12 protein-coding genes and 1 pseudogene are annotated in these 21,540 nt (G+C 56.3%); 8 read left to right on the top strand and 5 right to left on the bottom strand.

Annotated elements, in window-relative coordinates:
- Positions 1-21 precede the first annotated feature (21 nt).
- Positions 22-363 (top strand): hypothetical protein, encoded by a 342-nt coding sequence (locus BN2475_RS04125; protein WP_143325729.1) that lies wholly within the window; start codon positions 22-24, stop codon positions 361-363.
- A 160-nt stretch (positions 364-523) separates the two neighbouring features.
- Here BN2475_RS04125 and BN2475_RS04120 read toward each other — a convergent pair.
- Both BN2475_RS04120 and imuA read right to left on the bottom strand, forming a co-directional pair.
- Positions 524-1,333 (bottom strand): annotated as a pseudogene (locus BN2475_RS04120) (SOS response-associated peptidase family protein); the annotation flags it as partial.
- 270 nt (positions 1,334-1,603) lie between these two features.
- On the bottom strand, positions 1,604-2,305 hold the full coding sequence (imuA, locus tag BN2475_RS04115) for a translesion DNA synthesis-associated protein ImuA (RefSeq protein ID WP_094778313.1): 702 nt from the start codon (positions 2,303-2,305) through the stop codon (positions 1,604-1,606).
- 512 nt (positions 2,306-2,817) lie between these two features.
- On the opposite strand from imuA, the gene BN2475_RS04110 reads away from it, so the two are divergent.
- The gene (locus BN2475_RS04110; RefSeq protein ID WP_094778312.1) at positions 2,818-3,330 is read left to right on the top strand and encodes a hypothetical protein; all 513 of its coding nucleotides are present in this window, start codon (positions 2,818-2,820) and stop codon (positions 3,328-3,330) included.
- A gap of 562 nt (positions 3,331-3,892) precedes the next feature.
- On the opposite strand, the gene BN2475_RS04105 is transcribed toward BN2475_RS04110, so the two are convergent.
- Positions 3,893-4,318 (bottom strand): hypothetical protein, encoded by a 426-nt coding sequence (locus BN2475_RS04105; RefSeq protein ID WP_143325728.1) that lies wholly within the window; start codon positions 4,316-4,318, stop codon positions 3,893-3,895.
- A 797-nt stretch (positions 4,319-5,115) separates the two neighbouring features.
- Here BN2475_RS04105 and BN2475_RS04100 point away from each other — a divergent pair.
- From BN2475_RS04100 to BN2475_RS04075, 6 genes are all read left to right on the top strand, one after another.
- On the top strand, positions 5,116-7,044 hold the full coding sequence (locus tag BN2475_RS04100) for an ATP-dependent nuclease (RefSeq protein WP_094778310.1): 1,929 nt from the start codon (positions 5,116-5,118) through the stop codon (positions 7,042-7,044).
- Positions 7,045-7,411: 367 nt separating this feature from the next.
- Positions 7,412-9,253 carry a type I restriction-modification system subunit M gene (locus BN2475_RS04095; RefSeq protein WP_094778309.1) on the top strand — a complete coding sequence of 614 codons (1,842 nt, stop codon included), beginning with the start codon at positions 7,412-7,414 and terminating at the stop codon, positions 9,251-9,253.
- Complete coding sequence (locus BN2475_RS04090) at positions 9,250-10,593, top strand: restriction endonuclease subunit S (protein WP_094778308.1); 1,344 nt, start codon at positions 9,250-9,252, stop codon at positions 10,591-10,593. Before BN2475_RS04095 ends, BN2475_RS04090 begins: the two co-directional genes overlap by 4 nt.
- Positions 10,590-11,522 carry a DUF5655 domain-containing protein gene (locus tag BN2475_RS04085; RefSeq protein WP_094778307.1) on the top strand — a complete coding sequence of 311 codons (933 nt, stop codon included), beginning with the start codon at positions 10,590-10,592 and terminating at the stop codon, positions 11,520-11,522. The genes BN2475_RS04090 and BN2475_RS04085 overlap by 4 nt, the downstream gene beginning before the upstream one ends.
- A gap of 63 nt (positions 11,523-11,585) precedes the next feature.
- The gene (locus BN2475_RS04080) at positions 11,586-14,699 is read left to right on the top strand and encodes a type I restriction endonuclease subunit R (protein WP_094778306.1); all 3,114 of its coding nucleotides are present in this window, start codon (positions 11,586-11,588) and stop codon (positions 14,697-14,699) included.
- Positions 14,700-14,992: 293 nt separating this feature from the next.
- Positions 14,993-15,736: a DUF6602 domain-containing protein gene (locus BN2475_RS04075; RefSeq protein WP_143325727.1), complete on the top strand. Its 744-nt coding sequence runs from the start codon at positions 14,993-14,995 to the stop codon at positions 15,734-15,736.
- Positions 15,737-15,943: 207 nt separating this feature from the next.
- On the opposite strand, the gene BN2475_RS04070 is transcribed toward BN2475_RS04075, so the two are convergent.
- Entirely contained in the window at positions 15,944-17,122 is a 1,179-nt protein-coding gene (locus tag BN2475_RS04070; RefSeq protein WP_094778304.1) for an HNH endonuclease, read from the bottom strand.
- 52 nt (positions 17,123-17,174) lie between these two features.
- Positions 17,175-21,419: an NACHT domain-containing protein gene (locus BN2475_RS04065; RefSeq protein ID WP_094778303.1), complete on the bottom strand. Its 4,245-nt coding sequence runs from the start codon at positions 21,417-21,419 to the stop codon at positions 17,175-17,177.
- Positions 21,420-21,540: the final 121 nt, after the last annotated feature.

Raw genomic sequence — 21,540 nt, 5'->3', positions numbered from 1 at the left:
GACATGCGAAGGGAGCCGAACATGAAAGTTTGCGAACTGCTTGCTCTGCTGCGGGACGTTGACCCGAGCAGCACTGTGCTTTTCCTCGAAGACTATTCGGACCTGAGCGAGACCGATGAGATTCTCGACGTCATCGTTCCTGACCAAGTTTGGACTTATGAGACGGGGCGCTGTGGTCGTGAGCGATACAGCGTGCGATATCCAGAACCGTTCGAGCAGCGCGGCGAAGCGGATGGTTACCGCGACGTGGCTCACACTACCGAACGGGTCGTCTTGCTCGTCAACGGCGTTACGAACTATCGGCGTATGAGGCTACCGGAGCGCCTTCCACCACCGAGAGGGCTGGACGATGCGAAGACTTAGCGAACTGTCGAAGGTCAACATGAAGCTCGCGCTCATGCAGGCGCAAAGCTACGGATGGCGCACTCGATTCAGGAACTGGAGCAGTTGTTGAATACGTGTTTGTTCGGGCGGCAAGCTTGTGTTCAACGTCCACGCTCAGACTCTAGGAAATCGCGACTTGTTATGCCGCGAGCCGGTGCTCGTAGTACGGACGGTCCCTGTCATCAAGTATTGCATACATGCGCTCAAGCTCCGATGCCTGCGGGTTGAGCCACGCGTCGATATTCTCAAGCTTGATGGGAATGATGCACCGGTCGTGCCCCGCAGCGGCAACCTCTGGCGGGGGCTCGTCTGTGATAGCCGCAAAGGAGAGGAGGTCTGGCTCATTCGGCGCACTCCATCGGGACCACAGACACGCGACGTGCATCAGTTCGCCGTTGCTAGGACGGAACTCGAGAACGACATTCTCATCGCGTTCATGTGTCTCCAGCAATGTTCCCTCGAACTTTGCCTTGCTCACATTTTCGTAAAACACTTCGACGAGTAAGACGCCGTGCGTGTGCCCGAAGCAAGGTTTCCAGAAGCCTTCCAGGTTATCCCGTCGAGCGTTATACGTTCCAGGAAATTTGACATCGTAAGAAGCAGGCTTGCCGGCAATGCGGCACTGGTAACGCATTGGCTTCACGACGCGCTTTCCGTTTTCCATAACCATCACGGGCGCAAAGCTCGCGGGGAATATGCGCGCGTCTCGCGGCTGCAGTTCGGGTCGCTGCAAATCGTCAAGCTTGCTTTTGGTCCACGCAATCTTGTCAGTCGCGATGCGCTGGTGTTCCGTTGCCGCTTTGGTAACCTTAGTCTGCAAGGCTCTTTCCGCATCGGCCAGACGTTTGCGCTGCTTGAACAGTTCCTGTTCAAGCTTAGTAGTTTGGTCAGAATTGAATCTGCGAATGAGCGCTGCAATCTCAGCCTGCTCTTCATTCTCTGGATACGCGAAAGCATTGCGAATTTGAGGACTCCCTTCGGTCAGCCAGCTTCGGCGCGTCGACTATTGACTTACTGTTTGCGAGGTCTCATGTCGACTCCGACCATCTTCAAGGTGGCATCTATGAATTGCAGCTCGGGTTTGAAATCAAGCGCCCACTCCTCACCGTCGCACCGCACGGTCATGCCGTTGTGTTTCACGCTCGGCCTCGCGAACCCAGTCGGTTGCGTTCACGATAAAAACTCCTAGTAGTGAATTGTTCAGTCGATGTATTGCGGCTCAGGCGAATGCGTCGGCAGTAATTCGGTTCTTGGCTGGCATGACCGCACGGCGCTGTCTTCCATGGGGGCTCAAGAGCGTTGCTCCGGGTCGAAGCTCAACTGTCAGGTCGCCTTCAAATCGTGGCCCCTTGCGTTTCACTATGTCCACCCGCACGCCTCGCTCGGCTGTGCGGAGCGAGATTCGCAGTTCTGCGGGGGATGCATCGCAGGCTTCCTGTAGGGGACGAAAGACGAAAAACAGCGATGTGCTCGAGCGCGAGGCCAAAAGCAGTCGCCGAAGTGCGTCCGTTCGAGCGTGGGTTTGCCAGAGCAAGACCGCGCCGCACGTGCCAGCCTTCAAAGACTGTTCCGTTGCCCACAACTGGTCGCTCATGCTCTTCGCCCGTAACAACAGAACCTGGGCCACCGGAATACCTGAATACGCGAAACCTTGGCCGGACGGCTCACATGGAGGTGCCACCAGGACGATGGGCTTCTTGAGTGCTGACAGTGCCGGCGCTAGAACCCGTAGCTCCCCCGACCCCGTCGCTTGGGGCAAGACTTCCGTGAGCGCGCCGACCGGCCATCCTCCACCTGGAAGCTCTCGAGACAATGCCGGATAGCCCGTATCCACAGTCGACAGGCGTCCGCGCGCCAGCTTCGACGCCCGCCACAGGGACGGGTGGATTGATTCCGGTAGAGGTTCGGGAGCGCTGTTCATGGCTTTGAAAATACTGTATGGATATACAGTACCGCACCGACGGTCCGAATGCAATCGTGCACCAATTCAACGCTACCGCCTCTGGCTGACCGCGCCTGCGGCAAACCTAGCCGACCCGAGAATTCCGGAGACGCCCAATGACCTTCCGGAGCGTTGTCCGACATATCGAAGCGTGTCTGATTCGCGGTACGGCAGTTGCTAGGCGCTATTTATACTGAACCCAACGGAGGCGACGATGGCAGGCGACAACTCATATAAACCAGGAGAGATAGTGAAGGTCGCTTTCATTTTCTCTCCTTTATTGTTCGACCTGTAAATCGGTCAGCGCAGAGTGTAAGTTGGAAGTCAAGGCCTCGTGTGTCTGATAGAACACGTGTCCTTCGCGATGGGCTGGCCTGGACCTTAAGACGAAATCAGGAATCCGACCAGGCGGCGCTCATTTGGTCGGGCGCATATGTTAGAGTCCGAGCGCTCTTTTGGAGCGGAGTATCTACTTGATTGAATAACTAAAAATGAGCGACGAAAAACTAACCACGGAAGAAATCGAACTTCAGCGGAGTAAGGCAGGCCTCGTTTTGCAGCAGGCTGCAACGGTTTGCGATGCGAATCGAGATGCACTTCTCGCCGTCTGCAAGCTGAACGCACCTGCATTCGGAGGCGACGACCAGAACGCACGGGTACTAGTCGAATCGATAGTGCAGATGTTGTATAAGTTCGGCTATCATCTGCGCCCCCGAAACCCGCGTCGGGTCGAAGCCGGAATCGAGAAGCTTCCCAAGGAGAAAGTCCGAGCCATGATGAGCAGAAGCGGGCGCGCTGTGCGAAATGCAGCCTCCATATGCAAAGCTAATCGCGACATGCTTGTTTCTCTCTTGAAGACACAGGCAGACGCAGTGACTGATTCCCCGGCTCTTCCAGCATTGGTTGACAATGTGGCCGCAGTCTTACTCGCTTATGGGCTTCAGCTAGAGTACGATAAAGGTATCGAGGGCTTCGAAATAGCTGACAATCCGTTTCGGTTTTAATGGCTTTCGCACGCCCCCGAGACCTATTCTTCGTCATTACGTCGACGCGGTGACGGCACGCCGCATCTTGAGTGCAGGCAGGGGGCGGGCGGCTGCATGGCGCTAACTTACATGCGAGGCGGGCGGGACAATTGTACACACACCGAATGCTCCGGAACGCATGGATACAGCCGAGAAACACGTGATGGTCGTGTCAGCACTGAGATAGTCCAGCTCGATGTCGCTGCACGGATAGGGCGCACCGCCAGCGGCCGCGTCTATTGCCCGATACTTCTCAGTGGCTGGAGCAGCGACAGCAAGTACGTGTTCAATCGTGTCGCGGATATTGTCGGTGACGGTGACCCATGGCACGACGTGACTGCTGAGTTGATTCCTAATTGCCGGTTGCAGGGCCGGACAACTCCGAAGAGCTTTCGCTCGAAGTGGCTGCTTCAATGCTTTTCGTTTCGCGTGCTTATGTGCGGCGGCTCATCGACGATTGGACTACTTCCCGCTCGCATAGATAAGTACGGCAGCCACGATGCCCTTCGTAGCAGGCTGGTGACCCTATCGTTTTAGCGTTTTATACGCGGCCCGAAGCGGCCTTGTACTTTTGCATGATGTCCTTGATGTACTGCGACTTGCCAATCAGCGAGAGCATGTCTTGGCCAAAGGAATACGGTAGAGGATGAGTCATTACCGTGATGCCGCCGTTGTTTCTGACCGCAACGGCCACGACTTCCTCACCGCCTAAACGCACATAGCCTGCGTACAACACGACAGGCGTGAGCATCGACTCGAACTTCTTTTCCGTGGTGCCGTAGACTTCAAAAAACTTCGAAGCGGCAGCCGTTGTCCCCGTCGCGACGGTCACGGGCTCGTCTGTTGCAAGGGATTCATTGGCTGCGTCGTGGATGAGCTCGAAGTTCTGCGCGTTACGGGCGCTCCAGGACTTGGCGTAAAAGTAGAAAATCACCAACGCGACAAGAATCAGAATCAGGAAGAGCATTTGTTTTTCGTTTTGGAGGAGTTGGCCATTGGTGCCATGGCGCATCACGAACGCGACGGCTTCTTGTGGACATGAAGTGTACGTCTTGCACTCTGTTGACGGAACGAGCTTTCATCAAGTTTTTCGTAAGTTCCGCACATATCATAGCCTCAACGACCTGAACGGCAGTTGGAAGAAAGGGGCAACTCGACGGCACTCCTCCTTGAAAATCGCTTGTCAAGATGCCGGACAAAACCTTATCGACATAAATATCGCCTCGCCTCCCGTACCACTAAGGGCCCGGGGCGGCGCAACAACGTATCCGCCAGCATCTATCCCATTCAGCGCGCGTTTCCATAGGTTGGTCCTGCGGGAGATTGGCTTGAGCGAAAGTGACCCCGACTATGCGTGTGAGGTGGCTTTGTCGAATCCCTCGTGGAACCCATGACCAATAGACCAAAAGCCGCTTCGAGCGCTTCTGGGCCGCGCGCTTGGGAAGGCGCGCGACCATCTGCTTAACTGCGCGCATGCATCCCAAAGCGGCGAGCTCGTCTCATGAGGAGTGCGGCCGCCCTTCTGTGAGGGCGGGGCAAGAAGGTCTTTCTGTCCGATGACGGGCTTCAGAACGTTACCCCATTTGTCCCTCAGATGGGGAAGGGCTAAACAGATGCGGGTGGCCCGCAGACACGCCTAGCGATAATCCGGCAGGGTTCGAGCAATGAGGCCACATAGTTGGTCGCGTCAGACCAAATGTGGTACCGAATAGCGCCTCTTGTGTTTAAATTCCACACAAAAGTTAAGCACACTCGGGGGCGAATATGCGCATCGAATCAATCCGCATTAAAAACCTTAGGTCCATCAAGGACGCGGAGGTTTTCCTTAACCATTACAACTGCTTTGTCGGACCGAACGGCGCGGGGAAATCCACATTTCTGTTCGCACTGAATGTCTTCTTTCGTGAGACTGATGGTGCATCTACCGACGTAGCTCTTTTGTCGGCCGAAGACTTTCACCGAAAGGACACATCTCAGCCTATCGAAATCACAGTCACGTTTTACGACCTTGACGCCGAAGCAAAGGAGGAATTCAAAGCCTACTTCCGAATGGACCGGCTGACTGTGACCGCGAGAGCAACGTTCAATGCCGCGACAGGAAGGGCTGAGGTTCGGCAATTCGGCCAGCGCCTCGGGATGGCGGAGTTCATGCACTTTTTCGAGCGGATGGGCGACAAGGCCAAGGCCGATGAACTGAAGCAGATATACGGAACTCTACAGACCCAGTTCGAGCTTCCGAAAGCCGCAAGTCAGGCTGCGATGGCAGATGCCCTCAAGTCCTACGAGGCAGACCGGCCCGGTGACTGTATTCTGATTCCCAGCGAAGACCAGTTCTACGGCGTCAGTAAAGGCGCGAACCGACTTCAGAAGTACCTCCAATGGGTCTATATTCCTGCAGTCAAAGATGCTACCGCTGAGCAATCTGAAGGGAAGGCGACAGCGCTCGGCAAATTGGTCGCCCGAACTGTCCGTTCCAAGGTGAATTTCGTTGAGCGTCTGACGGAAATGGCGCAGCGTGCGCGAGATGAATATCAGCAGCTTCTCGACGAAAGTCAGGGCGCGCTGGCAGATATATCTGACTCGCTACAGAAGCGTTTGATGCAGTGGGCGCATCCTGACACCAGCCTGCGCGTGAGTTGGCAACAAGACCCGGACAAGTCGGTCAGGGTTGAGGAGCCGTTCGCAAAGATAATTGCCGGCGAGGGGACTTTTGAAGGAGACCTCGTTCGCTTCGGTCACGGTTTCCAACGCTCCTTTCTGTTAGCCCTGCTGCAGGAGCTGGCAAATCAGGGAGAGACGACCGAGCCTCGACTCATACTTGGCTGCGAGGAACCGGAACTATACCAACACCCACCACAGGCTCGTCATCTCGCAGGCGTTCTGAATGCATTGGCTGAGGGCGGTTCACAGGTTCTGGTAACGACCCATAGTCCCTTGTTCGTCTCGGGCAACTCGTTCGAAAGCGTTCGGATGGTGCGACGCGATTCGGACACGAAGGCTTCTTACACCACCCAGCCGCTACCAGCCAAGATTGGTGAGAGGTACGCGGAGCTGACCGGCGAAAAACCGCTCGACCCACGGGGGTCGCTTGCGCGTATCGCACCGATATTGCAGCCGACACTGACCGAAATATTCTTCGCCCAGCGGGTAATCCTGGTGGAGGGTATCGAAGACGTCGCGTACATCAACTCGTGGTTGACACTCACGAACCGCATGCCCGAGTTTCGTAAGGCCGGATGCCACATTGTTCACGTCGATAGCAAGAGCAACATCCTGCGTCCGGCAATCATCGCCCAGCAACTAGAAATCCCGGTCTTTATCGTCTTCGACGGCGACGCGGACTGCAAAGAGGAGTACAAGCACCATCATGTGAGAGATAACACAGCCCTGCTGAAACTAGTGGGCGGCGACGACAAGACGCCGATACCGGCAGCCACTGTTTGGGCCAGCAACTACGCAATCTGGCGCACAAACCTCGGAGATACTGTCGACGCGGAGCTATTAGAGGGCATGGGCGCAAAGGCCTACGAGAAAGCGAGGAACGAGGCTCACGCATCCTATGGAAACGCCAAAGGCCTTCACAAAAATCCATTGCTCATTGGGGCAAAGCTCGCTTTAGCTGTCGACAATGGGGGCAAGTCTGCGTCGTTGGACAAGCTCTGCGACCTCCTCCTCGAATTCGGCAAACGCTGACCAGTGAAGACTATGAGTCAGACCAGGCAACCGTAGAGGCTGATTTGACCATCGCTGCTGTCTGTGATTCTCTGCGACGACGATGAAGCGTGGGCAACGCTGATTTAGACTTGCCCACGGTCGCCAGCCGACACTTATCAACGCAGTTGCGATGAAGCAGGGCAAGCGGTACGCTTGACTACAACCCTGCCTCCGCACTCCATTTCAGTCTGCCCCAGCCCCGGTGCGAATGTTTCCTCCGTCAGGAATCAACGGCGAGGCGGAGGTAAAATCAACGCTACGTCCACCGCTGCCGACGGCACATGGCAGCGGTACCCCCTGCACCCGGTTGCTCCAATAACGAGCATATAGGCAAAGCCAAAATAGAATGAACCACCAGGCACTATCGTCATTTATCTGGTCCGTAGCGGACCTATTGCGCGGTGATTACAAACAATCCGAGTACGGGCGCGTGATTCTGCCCTTCACAGTGCTGCGACGCTTGGATTGCGTGCTCGAATCCACGAAGCCGGCCGTGCTTGCGGAATTCGACGCAAAGACAAAGATGGGACTCAATCCAGAGCCCTTCCTGTTGCGCGTCGCCGGCAGCGCGAGGTTCTACAACACATCGTCGCTTGACCTCGTCAGGCTGCTGGGCGACCAGGACAATATTCGCCAAAACCTGTACTCGTACGTTCAGGCGTTCTCGCCAGCAGCGCGCGATATTTTTGAACGCTTCGACTTCTACACGCAGGTCGAACGGCTCGCCAAGGCCAACCTTCTCTATCTGGTGACGGAGAAGTTCGCGAATATTGACCTGCATCCGGATGTGGTCGACAACACCCAGATGGGTCTCGTGTTCGAAGAGCTCATCCGGAAGTTTGCCGAAATCTCGAACGAAACTGCTGGGGAGCACTTCACCCCGCGTGAAGTCATCCGCTTAATGGTGAACCTGCTGTTTATCGAGGACAGCGACGTACTCACAGCAGGCAACGCTGTCGTGCGAACCATTTACGACCCTACGGCCGGCACGGGAGGCATGCTTTCGGTTTCCGACGAATACCTGCGTGAGCACAACCCAGCGGCACGGCTGACCATGTTCGGCCAAGAGCTGAACGACGAGTCGTACGCCATCTGTAAGGCGGACATGCTCATCAAGGGCCAAGATGTCGCGAACATCGTCGCGGGCAACACGCTGTCTGACGACGGCCATGCCGGTCGCAAGTTCGACTACATGCTCTCCAATCCGCCGTTTGGCGTCGAATGGAAGAAGGTTGAAAAAGCAGTGCGCACCGAGCATGAACAGAGAGGCTTCGCAGGCCGCTTCGGTCCCGGCTTGCCGCGCGTCTCGGATGGCTCGATGTTGTTCCTACTGCACCTCATCAGCAAGATGCGCCCGGCGCAGGACGGCGGCAGCCGATTCGGAATCGTGCTGAACGGCTCGCCGCTTTTCACGGGTGGCGCAGGCAGCGGCGAAAGCGAAATCCGGCGCTACGCGCTAGAGAACGACCTGGTCGAAGCCATTGTCGGCTTGCCAACTGATATGTTCTACAACACCGGTATTTCGACATACGTGTGGATTCTGTCGAACAGGAAGCCCGTGGCGCGCAAAGGGTTCGTCCAGCTCATCGACGCGTCGAGCTTTTGGCAGAAGATGCGCAAGAGTCTGGGCAGCAAACGCCGGGAGATGTCGGACGAGCAAATCGCGACGGTTACCCGGCTATTCGGGGACTTTGTCGAAGCAGAACTGGCAACTGTGTTGGATGCTAAAGGTGCCGAGGTCGGGCGCTGGGTTGTGCCGGCGGGCAGCAATGCACCTGACTTGCCTGCGGGCGGCACGGTGAAGTCGGTCCCGATTTCCCGGATTTTCCGGAACCAGGACTTTGGCTATACGACGATTACGGTGGAGCGCCCGCTGCGCGATGAACAAGGCAACATTGTGCTGGGCGTCAAGGGCAAGCAAAAAGGCAAGCCGCAGGCGGACAGCGCGCTGCGCGACACCGAGAACGTCCCGCTTTCGGCGGACATCGGAGCGTATTTCGCGCGGGAGGTGCAGCCGCACGCGCCGGATGCTTGGATTGATGAAGAGAAGAGCAAGGTTGGCTACGAGATTCCGTTCAACCGGCACTTCTATGTGTTCGAGCCGCCGCGCGACCTGCACACGATTGACGAGGAGCTGAAAGCAGTGTCGGTCAACATCATGAAGATGCTTGAGGAGTTGGCGGAATGAGCTTGCCTAGCTACCCGGAATACAAAGACAGTGGCGTAGATTGGTTGGAGAAGGTGCCAGCGAATTGGTCTATCGCCCCGCTAAAATGCTGCTTCATGATTTACGGCGGCTCAACGCCAAAATCAGACGAGACGAGCTTCTGGGATGGGGAAATAGTTTGGGTTAGCCCTGCAGACCTGAGCAAGCTGTCGACCCTCTATATTAACGATTCTGCTCGCAAGATTACTTACGCGGGGCTCAATTCTTGCGGCACCACGTTAGTACCCGAGGGAAGCATTGTTTTATCGACACGAGCACCGATTGGTTCCCTTGCCATTGCAAAGACAGAGCTGTGCACGAATCAGGGCTGCAAGTCACTCGTACCAAAGGCAGGTATCGACGAGCTTTTCTATGCCTACTGCCTTCTGGCGTCCACTAAGGCCCTCAACCTCCGAGGAAAGGGCACGACCTTCCTGGAGTTGTCTGCGGACGAACTCGGCGCGTTCAAAGTGCCCCTTCCGCCGTTTGATGAACAAGCGGCGGTTGCCGCCTTTCTAAACCGCGAGACCGGCAAAATCGATGCGCTGATTTCCGAGCAGGAAAAGCTCCTCATCTTGCTGGCGGAAAAGCGCCAGGCGACCATCTCGTATGCAGTAACGCGCGGACTGAGTGCAGGGGCACCGATGAAGGAGTCTGGCACGAAATGGCTGCAAAAAATACCAAGCCATTGGGATGTTCGGACGATAGCGAAGTGCACTACGAAAATAACCAATGGCTATGTCGGGCCGACTCGCGACATACTCGTTGACGAAGGCGTTCCATACATCCAAGCCACGCATATCAAGAACGGGCGAATCAACTTTGGGAACGACTATTTTGTTACGCGGGAATGGAGTCAAGGTCGCGCGAAGTCAATATTAGAGGACGGCGATGTGTTAATTGTACAGACTGGGGCCGGTACAGGAGATGTTGGGCTCGTGTCTAGTCAGGAAGCCGGATTCAATTGCCACGCCTTAATTATTCTCTCTCCCGACCCTACCGTATTAAGTGGAGCATTTTTATGCGCGACTCTACAGTCAACGTACGGGAGAGAAACGTTGGCTTCCATTCAAACGGGTGCAATGCATCCTCATTTGAACTGCGGCGAAGTTAAGTTTGTAGACTTGCCGGTACCACCGCTTGTTGAGCAAGCGAAAATCGTCGACTTTATTCTTTCGGAAACCGCAAAACTAGACGCCCTCAAGTACCAGGCCGAACGCGCTATCAAATTGCTCACGGAGCGCCGCGCTGCTCTAATTGCCGCCGCCGTCACCGGCAAAGTCGACGTCCGCAATGCCGCGTCCGAGGAGCTGGCCGCATGAGCGACGTTCAGTTGTTCCGCCTGTCGAACGGTTCCGCAAACGAGCTGCCGAGCCAGGCCGCGAAACTCGAAAAGCAGCTACAAGGCCTCGTCGAAGCGAACATGCCAACCTTTCTCGGCGCTCGATTCCTGGCCAGCGAGTACGTAACCGGCAAGACACATAAGGGCCGAATCGACTCGCTGGCTCTCGACGAAAACGGCTGCCCGGTCATCATCGAGTACAAGCGCCACAGCAACGAGAACGTCATCAACCAGGGGCTCTTCTATTTGGACTGGCTGCTGGACCATCAGGCGGAGTTCCGCTGGCTGGTGATGGAAAAGCTCGGGAAGGAAGTGGCAGACCAAATCGAGTGGACCGGCACGCGCCTGCTGTGCATTGCTGCTGATTTCACGCGCTATGACCAGCATGCGGTACGGCAGATTCCACGTAATATCGACTTGATTCGCTACAAGTTGTTCGGCGATGACCTCTTATTGCTCGAACTCGTCAACGCGCAAAGCGTTCCGGATGTCACCGCAGTCAAGCCTGCGCAGCCCGCCCTAGTCGCTGAGCCTGAAAAGCCGAAGGCGGCGGGCAAAGACAAATCAGTGGACGAACAGCTTGCCATTGCGTCCGCCGAGATTCGTGACTTGTACGGACAACTCGCAAGCGCCCTGACTGCGTTGGGCGACGACGTACAGGAAAAGCGCCTGAAGCTCTACACGGCCTTCCGGCGTCTGAAGAACTTCGCGTGCGTCATCGTCTATCCGAACAGGCTCCTCGTGACGCTCAAGCTTGACCCTGCCTCCGTCGAGCCGGAAGAAGGGTTTAGCCGTGACGTCAGGCAGGTCGGGCATTGGGGCACCGGCGACGTCGAACTGACATTGCGCGGGCAGGCCGACCTGGAACGCGCCAGGCCGCTTCTCGAACGAAGTTACGACGAGAGCTAACCGGCCTACAGGCCTGTGCCGACTATCTCAAAAAAGCAAAAATCGAACGCATAGGGGGCATCCATGAGCAACCTGCACCAGGAACATCACTTCGAAGCCGCAATCTGCCAGTCCCTTGCCGCTAATGGATGGCTTCATGCTGACGGCGACGCCGCCAATTACGACCGCGTCAGCGCGCTCTTTTTGCCTGACCTGCTCGCCTGGGTAGAGACAACGCAGCCTGACGCCTGGCAGCGCCTGACGAAGACGCATGGCCCAGCGCTCTCCGAGCGTCTTGCCGAACGGATGCGTAAGAGCCTCAACGAACGCGGTACTCTGGATGTGCTTCGCCGGGGCGTCGAAATGCTTGGTCTCAAGGAGACGCTCTCGCTGGTGCAGTTCAAGCCCGCGCTGGCCATCAACCCTGTCATCCAGCAGCGCTACACATCCAACCGGTTGCGCGTCGTGCGCCAGGTTCGCCATTCGCCGAATCACCCGCAGGACGCGGTGGACCTCGTGTTGTTCGTCAACGGCATACCGGTTGCAACCGCCGAGCTAAAGTCTGACTTCACCCAGAAAGTTGAGGATGCAGTTGACCAGTACCGATTCGACCGGAACCCCCAACCGAAGGGTGGACAGCTTGAGCCGCTCCTTGGCTTCCCAGGCGGTGCGCTGGTGCACTTCGCAGTGAGCCAGACCGAGGTCAAGATGTGCACGCGGCTCGCAGGTCCGTCCAGCAGGTTCCTGCCGTTCAACAGAGGCAACCACGGCGCGGCAGGCAACGCGCCGAATCCAGACGGCTTCGCGACGGCTTACCTATGGGAGGACGTCTGGTCACGTGACAGCTGGCTCGACATTCTGCACCGCTATCTCATCGGCAAGCGGAACGAAAAGCAGCAGCTGAAGACCGTGATTTTTCCGCGTTTTCAACAGCTCGATGCGACCCGAAAGGTCGTCGCGGACGTCCTCGCTCAGGGACCTGGCCAGCGATACCTGATTCAGCATTCCGCTGGCTCGGGTAAGACGAATTCAATTGCCTGGACCGCGCACTTCCTCGCGGACCTGCACGACGCCGAACACAAGAAGATGTTCGATAGCGTGCTTGTGGTGTCGGACCGCACCGTGCTCGCCGCCCAGCTGCAGGAGGCCATCTTTGATTTCGAGCGCACGACTGGCGTTGTAGCCACCATTACCAATGAGCACGGAAGCAAGAGTGCGCAGTTGAGCCAAGCGCTCAAGGGTGGCAAGAAAATCATCGTCTGCACCATCCAGACGTTCCCCTTTGCATTGCAGGCCGTGCAGGAACTCGCGGCGACCGAAGGCAAGCAGTTTGCGGTCATTGCCGACGAGGCCCATGGTTCGCAGACCGGCGAAGCGGCGGCGAAGCTCAAGCAACTGCTGTCAGCCGAAGAATGGGCCGCCTTCCAGGATGGCGGCGAAATCGACACTGAGGCTTTGCTGGCCGCCCAGATGGAAGCGCGCGCCGGCGGCAAGGGACTGACTTACGTCGCCTTTACGGCCACGCCCAAGCAGAAAACGCTCGAACTGTTCGGCCGGCCGGGTCCGGATGGATTGCCGCAACCCTTCCATGTCTATTCGATGCGACAGGCCATCGAGGAAGGGTTCATTCTCGACGTCCTGAAGAACTATACGACCTACAAGCTGGCTTTCAGACTCGCGCACGACGGGCAGGAATATGACGAGAAGGAGGTCGAGCGCAGCGCCGCGATGAAGGGCATCATGCAGTGGGTCCGGCTGCATCCGTACAACATTGCGCAGAAGGTGCAGATTGTTGTCGAACATTACCGCGAGAACGTGCAGCCACTGCTCGATGGGAAGGCGAAGGCGATGGTGGTCGTCGGCAGCCGCAAGGAAGCAGTGCGCTGGCAGAAGGCCATTCGTGCGTACATCGAGAACCGGGGTTATCCGCTCGGCGTGCTCGTGGCGTTCTCTGGCGAAATCGACGACCCCGAGAGCTACCCGGTGCCGGTGACCGAAACAAGCAAGGAGCTGAACCCCGCGCTCAAAGGACGCGATATTCGCGATGCCTTCGCCGAACGTGAGTATCACCTGCTGCTTGTCGCCAACAAATTCCAGACCGGCTTCGACCAGCCGCTGCTCTGCGGCATGTACGTCGACAAGATGCTTGGCGGCATCCAGGCTGTGCAAACGCTCTCTCGCCTGAACCGTGCACATCCGGGCAAGGACGACACATACATCCTGGACTTCGTAAACGACGCGGATGAAATCCTCAAGGCATTCAAGACCTATTATGAGACCGCAGAACTCGAAGCCACGACCGACCCGCATCATGTCTATGACCTGCGCGCAAAACTCGATTCCGGTGGCTATTACGACGATTTTGAGGTTGACCGGGTGGCCAAGGTCGAACTGGACCCGAAAGGTACCCAGGCTCAACTGCAAGCTGCTATCGCACCGGTAGCCGACCGGCTGCTCAAGCGCTACAAGGCGGCACAACTGGACAATGTTGCGGCAGAGGCACAGCAGGACGGGAAGGCCGCCCAAGCAGCCAAAGACACGCTCGACGCGCTGGTGCTGTTTAAAAATGACATGGGTGCGTTTGTACGTCTCTACGCGTTCCTCTCGCAGATTTTTGACTACGGCAACACGGACATCGAAAAGCGCTTCCTGTTCTACAAGCGGCTCATCCCGCTGCTGGAGTTCGGTCGCGAGCGCGACTCCGTAGACCTGTCAAAGGTCACGCTGACGCACCATAGTCTGAAAAACACGGGTCGCCAGAATCTGAATCTGAGTCACGGTGAGGCACCTAAGTTGCCTCCGATGGATGCCGTCGGCAGTGGTGCAGTTCAGGAGAAAGAAAAGGCGCTGCTCGACGAAATCATCCAGAAGGTCAACGGCCTTTTCGAGGGAGAGCTGACCAACGACGACCAGCTTGTGTACGTGAACGGCGTGCTCAAGGGTAAGCTGCTCGAAAACGAGCTACTCGTCCAACAGGCTGCGAGCAACAGCAAGGAACAGTTCGCCAGCTCACCTGACCTGAAGGACGCGCTGATACACGCCATCATTGATGCGTTCGACGCTCATACGACCATGAGCAGACAGGCGCTCGATTCAGAGCGCGTGCGGGACGGCCTGAAGGACATTTTGTTGGGGCCAGCCCAACTCTATGAGGCGCTACGAGCTCGTTCTGGTTCCTCTTCGAGTCCTGGGGCATAGCCTCCTTGAAGTTATGGGAGCGTCAGAGAATTTTTGCGGTGAGCTGGCAAGTGGCATAGCGAACGCGGTGCACACCTGTGTCCTATGTCACGCCACACCAGCGTCGATAGCGTTGGCCGTGGAGGTTCGTCGGATGGGGGCTTAGCTTCTGGGTGACCGCACGACGAGGCCTTTGGACCGCTGAGCGAAGCATGTCCAATCGTGCCAAAAAGCGCTATTTCCAAGAAATCGCCCGACTTCTTGTGTTGGGCACACGCATATCTGCTCATTGCCCTGAGAAGGAGGCCCACCAAATGCCAATCGACATCAACGGATACCTAAAATCGATTACTGCGGAGTTCATGGCTCAGAAGAATCGCGTGCGACATTTCATTGGGCTAGACCACCTTCCGTCTGACGGAGCATGGAAAGAAGCGGTGCTGCGCGCGATGATTTCAAGGACTGTCCCCAGCCGCTATGCAGTGGCGTCTGGCTTTGTTATTACCGAAGAGGCCGCATCTTCGCAGATTGATGTGTTGATTTACGATACGTTGGTTCCGGTCTTGTACAAGGGTGGCGACCTAGTCTTTGTCCAACCATCTGCCTGCGCTGCCGTTATCGAGGTAAAGTCAAGTCTGAACGCGACTACTTTTCGGAACGCTGCGAGAAAGCTGGCGGATATCTGCGACCTAATCCACCAGTACGAGAGAGGTACTCCGTTATTTAGCGGGATATTTGCGTACGAAGAGGACGGGGGGAGCAGCAGCACACTGTTGCGGCATATCGCCTCCGTCGCTCGCCGCGACCACAACCGCGTCGTCAATCACGTTTCAATCGGCCCCGACACATTCATCAAATATTGGAATCGTAACCCCGACGACAGATTAGCCGATTACAACCATTGGCACCATTACACCCTCAGGCGTATGGCACCAGGCTACTTTCTACATAATTTGATGTCGTTTCTGGCGGGTGAGGAATTGGTTCGCGGAAACAATATTTGGTTTCCTGCGGAGGGTAAGGAGGCGAGGCGCAATGACAGGCAGCCATTGCGTTGAATGTCTGTCGATGCTCGTACATCGGTTACTCATCCCAGAGTGGAAACGTCGACTCCAAATGGGGCGCACCAATTCTCAAGAAGCACTCTAGTATCGCGCACAACTGCTAGTGTTCCCCTCCGCAAGCCGCTCTGATGGGACGTCAGAATATGCGACCACTATTCTGAGAGAGCTGCAGCTTTTCGCTGGATAGATATCTGAATTGATTCAGACGCTTTTATCTCGCCAATTCACTATCGTAACGCCGTCGAACGAGCCGTAGTGAGCGAATAAATCCGTATCCAGTTCCACTTTGCCGTCGTCGCTTATACGCAGAAGTCCTCGGTCGTAAAGCGCGTGCAGGTCGCGGCGAAGCAAGATGCCGTCGGAAGCACTGTTATGACCCTGTCGCCAGTCTCTGCCGGCTAAATGCGCGGCCTCGAGGGCCTCCGGAACGGAGCAGCCGCTAATAGCGCAACGTCCTGCATATGCGTAAAACACCGATTCGCGAAAGGTCCTTTGTTCTGGGCGCACTGGGACCCTTGCAAAACGGGCTGCGCGAATAGCGAGGTCCTCGTCGGAAGCTAACGGTCGTGCAGTATCAGACGCCCCTGCTGGAATCGGAGGAGTCGTTTCCCCTGTCCAGTAGGTATAGCAACGTTGCCGCTCCTTCTCGTCATCGTCGATGCCAAACTCAGCGAATAGTCCGTCTGAGCAGCGCCCGGTCTCGTTAACGATGAGCGAAGTGATGACGGGAACGCCGGAATCTATACATTCGTGACCTAGCTTGCTCATAGCGTTGCGCAGTGGATAGAACGTCAATCCGAAGCGGTTCATGACTTCGGAATATGTCACTGTTCCTCTGCTGCGGCTTATTTCCTCAAGCCACGCGCGCACGGCTGGTATCTTTTGCAGGTATGTATTCGTGGATAGCCCGGACCGTTGGGAATCATCGATGGGGAAGGGACCTTCCGCAGGCTGAGTTCGATAAGATTGCGCATGCGCAGTTAGCCTGGTGACGGGCACAAGCTCGTCTAGTGCCGCCGCTATAGACCCATCGCTAATCATCTCGAGGCGGCGAATTGCAAACACCGCATCGTCTCGATAGTCTGCGATATGTCGCGGCCGAGCGTCTTTGTCGGTCGCGGTTGCGATGACGGTGTAGCCGGCCACATCGCCATCCCAGAGGGTGCGCAAATGAACAATGCGTTCGTCTAGGCCGAAAGACTCAGACTCATCGCGAGCGGCGGGTTCGCGAAGGACTAGCACCTTGCGAGTTTTGCTGGAGTAGTCGTCGGCCCATGTTCGCAACAAGATTGTGCTTCCGTTTCCTGCGCCCCAGGACCAGCGAACGTTGCGAAGAGGAAGGCCCAACCGTGAAAAGAACTGACTGATTGGCTGCGCCATTACGCCCCTCCATCCCTGTAGTACGTTGTCTCGGTGATATTGCCGTTGGCAGTCAACGCTTCGCAAACATGTATGACACAGTTCTAGTAGGTACAGTCAATGGCGAAGGGGTTAGCGCTGCCCCCTCAGCGGAAGCAGCGTCGCATACTGCGAAAATCGCGTCGTAGCACGCATTGAATGTCTTGCCCGGCACGAGTTTTCGCGTTTCCTGCTTTCTACGGTCGTCATTGGCCCACCTGTCGCACAGAAACCACATGACTAGGTAGATGCCGTAGGCGGCGCTGTACGCCTTCATGTAGTTGTCGCGCAATTGTGAAGCTGGAGCCGTCATCAGCTCTTCGTTCCAACAACCCTTGACCTCAATCACTAGCCGAAGAATGTTTTCGGAATTCTGGCTATTTGCCCGAGGTGCTAGCTCGATGAGAATATCAGTTCGCTCGCCCATGCCTTTAGGGTTATGAGACCGCACCTGAACTTCTCGGTTTACGACTGCACCCTTATACGATAGACGGTCCTTCAGTTCGCCAGCGAGCCAATCGCACAGTCGAGGTTCATGCTTTGGGCGTCGGGATGTCTCGTCCCACAAATGGTAGACGGCAGGCAACGAAGCGCGCGCCGAGACCTTAGCCACAATCAGCTGAAGCTCATCAAGAACAGCATTGTGCAATTCAGCTTCCGTTCTAATAACACGACCCGCCAACATCCCCAAGGCGGCAGCGACTTCCAACACTTTATAAGGGACCCACGAGTCGCGGGCGGCCCGCTGCTCCGCGTCATGTCGCATTCGCGCAATCCAGGGAAGATGTGGATGCCGTGCGGAAATTCTATCGAGCGCGGCGATACCCGCAGCGTCCGCACGGTCACGCAGGCTGACGATGCAACAGTTCCTGAAGTCTTGGATATGGTGCCGAGCGGTAACGATACCGTTAGTCTTTATGTCGGCAGACGTCGGATACTGTTCCTCGAGAATCTCGAAGAACTCCTCAGTGACAGTTGTGTCAGCACGCAACAAGAGTACATCCTGACTAGCCACGATAATTTGCATTTCAGCTGCCAACAGCGTTACCGCTTCCGGAAGCGCTCGCAATTTTTCCCAGACGTGTTTAATCAGTTCGTCGGGAGCGTGCTTGGCTAGGAGCGCCACCAACTTGACTGCCGATGTGGACGACAGGTCCGAGGACAATTGAATTCGCTGAAGCAGGCTTCCGATTGCACGTCGGCTTTTTCGGTTGATGAGGAACGAGACGAGTGTCAGAAAGCCCTGCTCACTTGTCATACCAGGCAGCATTGCTTCCAGTATGCTGAGAAGTGGCTCCGGCATGAAGTCCGCAGTGAAATCTGGCAGTCGAGGAAGTCCGCCGCCCGACAAGCACTCGTCACAAGTCTCCGACAGCAGCGGTAGCACCGAGGCCTCCGCGCGAGCGAAAGCCTGCCGGATGAGCTCATTTACAATCGGGCGCGGTTGCTCCTCCGGCAGATATCGAGCGAGACCGCGAACCCACTTCACGACTAGTTCGCCGAACTCATCAGATTTGTCGTGGCCAATCGAGTGTAGGAACACGAGCGCTGCGATACCGGCATCTTCGAGGTTGTTTACTTCAGTTGAAGAAAGGGAGGCTGCGGGGCGCATATTGCGCAGATACGCTAGCGCAATGTGAGCCAGCCGCGATTGCATTCCGGCAGCTAGCGTTTGCCACAGAGGCGACGTCGTAACCTCGGGGAAGGGAAATAGATAGTGCTCGAAATCACCTTCATAACGGAGGTAGGACAGGATGTTGACCCACTGCTGCGTGTCCCCGCACTCGGCCCGTGTCAATGCGGCCGACAGCAAATCCACCGACTGCATCCTACCGACGATGGGCTCAGGCGGCGAACTGTGTTTGAGCCGCAAAGCCAGAGATTTCCGCAGGCTATCAGCTACCGAAGAATCCAGCGGAACAAAGTCGACGTGTTCGGCCGCAACTTCAGCTAACAGCGCGTCTCTATCCTCAGCATTCGGCCCCGCCATGTTAAGCAACCACTCACGGACATCATCATTGTCGAATATGTACCAGAGAACTAGGCTAGCGATTATTCGCTTCTTGAGTCCGGTGCTTGCCTCTCGCTGGTACGCGTCTATTAAGTAGTGCCCATCGGCGTCTGTGAGCAAGCCTGTACCAAAACGCAGTTGACCGGCCGCGATGCGTGGGTCCCCTTCGGCCGCACGCAGGATTGAATCCAAGAGTTTTAGGCGTCTTTCGGGATGTGTCTCGAGCTCAAGTCCTTTGTCAAAGCCCCGGGTGTCCAGTGATGACGAAAGATTGTGGTGATTGCAAATTGCTAGCCAGGCAGCTTTTCCCAGGGCAGTCCACCCTTCGTCGAACGACATGACGGCAAACGCCGCCTTGCTGAACATGTGGATGACAAAACTTTCCCACGCTGCGTTCAGGCTCTGCCTTCGAAGTTGTTGCTCTAACCAAGTGAGCAGTGGCGCGATGTCCTGCGCTTGCAGGTCCACGTTCTCTAACTGACGTAGAGCCAGCGCGTACATTCCCGTGAAATTCGAGCGCCGCTCTTTCGTGAGATGGCCAATGAGGTCCCCCACAGGTACTCTCGCGTCAAGCGCGCAAATTAAGGCGATGCCCCTCAACTCATCATCGGGGTCGTCCGGACGGTCGCCTTTCATCAAGGGTAAAAGTGCCAATCTCGAAGCTAATGCCCCGCCGTCATGCACGGCACTCGCAGCGCTCTGCCGTACTTCATAGTTTTCGCTTGGGTCAAGCGCTATGTCGAGCAGCACCGGGATGTCGTCGACAAGCCCGCAACCATGTGCGACGTCAGCCGCGAACTGACGCAGGGCACTAACGCGTGTGTGGTCAGCAAGAATACTCTTCAGTCGCTCACTCAGAGTGCGATGGCGCAGTTTGTGGTATGACCGTATCAGTCGGCGGTCGTATATTGGAAATTTGTGTCGCTCTACAAGCGTTGTCAGTTCGTCGAAAACGGCAGAAACCTGCTCTTCGTCAACGAGCGACACGCTGCTGTCAAACACCATTTCCGGCTCAGTGCATAGCACCAGCGCGAGCACTTGGGGATTGGTGTGACTCAGCCAAGCAGATAGCTCACGGAGTTGCGGCACTAAGCGACCGGAGTCGTCTGCAAGACTGAGAACGGTCATTACCTGTTTGACCGATGTGCCAAGTGACGAGATGAAGTGTGCCGCGAGAAATTCGGCGTACGTCCTGTGGGCGAAGACGAACACGCCGTCCTCTTTTGCTGTAAACAAGCCAGACTGCAGGGTTTCCGCATACTGCTCAATGGACGCATGCCAATCGCCGCTTTCGGACGTAAGTGGGAGTGCCGTCAGTCGCGCGATATCCAGGCACAGCGCACCCTCTGGCGCAAAGTCACCTGTGCTATCCAGCACAATGTCTGCAGAATTTGTTAGTAAAACGCACGTTGCTATCAGCCCGGCGAGTTGCAGCCGAGACTGCACATTTGGGAGTGAGAGGCTATGCCCATCGAGTCGACGCTTACTACTTTCTTTCAGTAGTGCGGCGCAGCCCCGCTCATAGAGCCCCCATCTGTTGGTCGAGAACGCAGGGACGTCTTTGAACTGGGACATCAAAAATCCAAGACCCAATGGCTGCAGCGCGAGACCGTGTGCGCCGGAACTATCAAGGGCTTCAAAGAAGGTGTCCTTGTCGATTCCGTTGTCCTGCAGGCGTGCCGACACCTGACCCCGAGTATATGGTGCGATTTCTAAGACTGAAACAGCAGACTCTTCGGTGTCGTTCCAATGCTCTCGCAGGAATTCTTCCAGCGAGTCCGGCCACGCAGGCGTGCGGCAAGTGACAACTAGTTGAAGTGCGCTTTGAGGGACATCACGAAGGACATCCTCCACCACTGTTTCCGCGCACTTGATGTTGACCCGAGATTCATCCAAGGCGTCAAGAAATAGAACAGAGCGAACTCCATCGTTTATGCAGCCTTTCAACAGACGACGTAGCGCTGAATCCAGAAGTCCCGCGTCTGCATATTTTCCAAGGTCAAGACTGAGCACTTGCCGACTTGCGATAGCTTGCGCGCGAGTACGAAGGAGGTCGAGTTCAAACGACTTGCCAGAGCCTGGTTCGCCGAGGAGGACGATAACATCCGATGCGTCTGGCAGTTCGTGCGTCTGCTTCACGTGGGCGTTGAAGTACTCGCGCCATTTCCCTTCTGCGAACACCGTGTAGCCATGCTCGTCTGTTTGGATGATGTGTCCGCGCGGAGCCCAGAGCCGTCCGCCTTCTGGCAAAGCGATATTCATAGTCATTTAGTACGTCGTTCCAAGATTTCCTCTGAACCCACGGTGCCGAAAACCCAAACCAAGTCGGGCTATGCATCAGCGGGGGTGCCAGCCCTCAAGTTAAGCGCGGAGTTGCCGATATGGCAGA

Source organism: Paraburkholderia ribeironis (assembly GCF_900019265.1).
Lineage (GTDB): Bacteria > Pseudomonadota > Gammaproteobacteria > Burkholderiales > Burkholderiaceae > Paraburkholderia > Paraburkholderia ribeironis.
The sequence above is the reverse complement of the archived record's forward strand: the minus strand, read 5'-3'. Positions and strand labels throughout refer to the sequence as shown.

What these genes read in the sequence shown, in the direction of transcription:
- BN2475_RS04125 (WP_143325729.1), top strand. Translation starts at nt 22, where the DNA reads ATGAAAGTTTGCGAACTGCTTGCTCTGCTGCGGGACGTTGACCCGAGC.
- imuA (WP_094778313.1), bottom strand. Translation starts at nt 2,305, where the DNA reads ATGAACAGCGCTCCCGAACCTCTACCGGAATCAATCCACCCGTCCCTG.
- BN2475_RS04110 (WP_094778312.1), top strand. Translation starts at nt 2,818, where the DNA reads ATGAGCGACGAAAAACTAACCACGGAAGAAATCGAACTTCAGCGGAGT.
- BN2475_RS04105 (WP_143325728.1), bottom strand. Translation starts at nt 4,318, where the DNA reads ATGCTCTTCCTGATTCTGATTCTTGTCGCGTTGGTGATTTTCTACTTT.
- BN2475_RS04100 (WP_094778310.1), top strand. Translation starts at nt 5,116, where the DNA reads ATGCGCATCGAATCAATCCGCATTAAAAACCTTAGGTCCATCAAGGAC.
- BN2475_RS04095 (WP_094778309.1), top strand. Translation starts at nt 7,412, where the DNA reads ATGAACCACCAGGCACTATCGTCATTTATCTGGTCCGTAGCGGACCTA.
- BN2475_RS04090 (WP_094778308.1), top strand. Translation starts at nt 9,250, where the DNA reads ATGAGCTTGCCTAGCTACCCGGAATACAAAGACAGTGGCGTAGATTGG.
- BN2475_RS04085 (WP_094778307.1), top strand. Translation starts at nt 10,590, where the DNA reads ATGAGCGACGTTCAGTTGTTCCGCCTGTCGAACGGTTCCGCAAACGAG.
- BN2475_RS04080 (WP_094778306.1), top strand. Translation starts at nt 11,586, where the DNA reads ATGAGCAACCTGCACCAGGAACATCACTTCGAAGCCGCAATCTGCCAG.
- BN2475_RS04075 (WP_143325727.1), top strand. Translation starts at nt 14,993, where the DNA reads ATGCCAATCGACATCAACGGATACCTAAAATCGATTACTGCGGAGTTC.
- BN2475_RS04070 (WP_094778304.1), bottom strand. Translation starts at nt 17,122, where the DNA reads ATGGCGCAGCCAATCAGTCAGTTCTTTTCACGGTTGGGCCTTCCTCTT.
- BN2475_RS04065 (WP_094778303.1), bottom strand. Translation starts at nt 21,419, where the DNA reads ATGACTATGAATATCGCTTTGCCAGAAGGCGGACGGCTCTGGGCTCCG.